This window comes from Aquiflexum sp. (assembly GCF_977115555.1).
Window position 1 is genome coordinate 1 of sequence record NZ_CDSBKL010000565.1, and the last position, 2,054, is coordinate 2,054.

The window sequence follows — 2,054 nt, forward strand, 5'->3', positions numbered from 1 at the left end:
AAGCTCACTTTGATTTTAATATTTTTTTCAAGCCAAGCACATTCGCAAAGCTTTTTAAAAAGATATATCAATAACATCGTTAATGATTCCTCAAACATCAGCAGACCCCAATTTTTGGTTTATCCCACGTTGGCCTATGCACCTGAGACAAGTTGGGAAATAGGGCTTTCTTCCTTGTGGGTATATTATGCCAAACAAGACACAGCCAACCGGCTAAGCGAAATCAGCGGTTTTACTTTCCTTACTCTTGAAAACCAATATGGGCTGTGGTTTGACCACGCCATATATTCTGACCAAAGCAAATGGTTTTTTCTCGGACGGATCAGGCTTCAAAGCTTTCCGCTAAAATACCACGGAATTGGGATTGACTCCCCGGAAGATTATTTGGCGCTGGTGGATGCCAATCAGATTATGATCAAAGAACGGGTGCTTCGGCAACTCCGTCCCAATTTGTTTTTTGGAATAGAAGCAGATTTTCAGCGGATGTCAAAGGTAGAATTCAAGCCTTCCCCGGAAGCACCCCCGTTCGACCTTCCCTTGGGCTATGAAGGTTCGACCAATATTGGTTTGGGTGTGGGTCTTGTCTATGATGACCGACACAATGTCCTCAATGTGAGGAAAGGCAATTTTGGGGAGTTGGCTTATCTACGATATTCCCCTGCCATCAGTACTTTTGGATTCAATGCGGTGTTGATGGATACCAGAATTTTTAGACCTGTTGGAAAAAACAGTGTCTTTGCGTGGCAGGCTATCGGTCAGTTTTTTTCAGGAGATGTTCCTTTCAATCAGTTGGCATTACTGGGCGGAGACAGCATGATGAGAGGGTATTACCTTGGAAGATTCAGGGATAAAAACCAGATTGCAACCCAAGCAGAATTCAGGATGTTACCATTGCCATTGGGATTTTCCAAAAGGATCGGGGCCGCAGCATTTGCCGGAACGGGAACGGTCTTTCCAGACTTTTCATTGGCATCCATCAATAAAGTAGTATGGTCTGCTGGCGGCGGATTGCGGTTTTTACTTTTCCCCAAAAAGGACATTTATACCAGACTTGATGTGGCATTTACGCAGGAAGGATCTGGGTTTTATTTGTTTATCGGAGAGGCTTTTTAAAGGGGAGAAGCGAGAGGCAAGTAATTTAACTAAAAAATCTATAAATTCTCGGGCCAAAGTGAGTGTCTTCACTCAATTCAATTTTCGGCCTAATTGAAGAAGACGTCAGTGAAGACACTGACGAGGGCGACCGAACCCATTTTGTTTCCTTTAAATCAACACCGCTCCGATTCCATTTCCTGCAGGAAAAGTTACGCTATCGGGAGTAATGACCACCCCTTTGGCAATGTCTTCTGTGAGCAACATTGCCCCATCCATGTCCACATAATCCAACAAAGGAGCGATATGTGAGATGGCGGTGATTCCGACAGAAGATTCCGTCATACAACCGACCATTGTTTTCATGCCCAATGACTTGGCCTCTCGGATCATCCTCAAGGCAGGTGTGATTCCTCCTGCCTTTACCAACTTCACATTGATCCCATGAAAAAGTCCATGGCATTTTTTGACGTCTGATTCGACGATGCAGCTTTCATCCGCCATCACCGGCAGTTTGGAATATTTGAAAACTTCTTTCATGCCTTCGAGGTCATCTTTTCCCAAAGGCTGTTCCATAAATTCCACACCGAGTTGGGCGAGTTCTTCCGAATAAGCTATCGCCTGCTGTGCTGTCCATGCACAGTTGGCGTCAATTCTGAATTTTGAAGCGGTATGCTTTCTCAGTTCACGGATGATGGCCAAGTCATCTTCCGTTCCAAGCTTGATCTTATACAGCGGCCAATCGACTTCTTTCATCTTGGCTACCATTTTTTCTATGGTATCTATCCCGATGGTGAAATTGGTCAGGGGAATATCATGAGGGTCCAAACCCAGATAGTCGTACAATTTCTTTCCTTTTTTCTTGGTAAAAATATCCCAAGCGGCCAAGTCCAATGCACATTGCGCAAAGGGATTGTCTTTCAAAACAATGAGGACGGAATAAATAATTGTCTGTTCATCTA

General features: G+C 44.2%; 2 protein-coding genes. One reads left to right on the plus strand and one right to left on the minus strand.

Annotated elements, in window-relative coordinates; all coding sequences use genetic code 11:
• Positions 1-9 precede the first annotated feature (9 nt).
• Positions 10-1,113, plus strand: coding sequence for a BamA/TamA family outer membrane protein (locus tag ACZFYI_RS19605; protein WP_462525811.1), 1,104 nt, complete (start codon positions 10-12; stop codon positions 1,111-1,113).
• 150 nt (positions 1,114-1,263) lie between these two features.
• On the opposite strand, the gene ACZFYI_RS19610 is transcribed toward ACZFYI_RS19605, so the two are convergent.
• Positions 1,264-2,054, minus strand: a 791-nt coding sequence (locus tag ACZFYI_RS19610; protein WP_462525810.1) for a dipeptide epimerase, incomplete at its 5' end; no start/stop codon positions are given.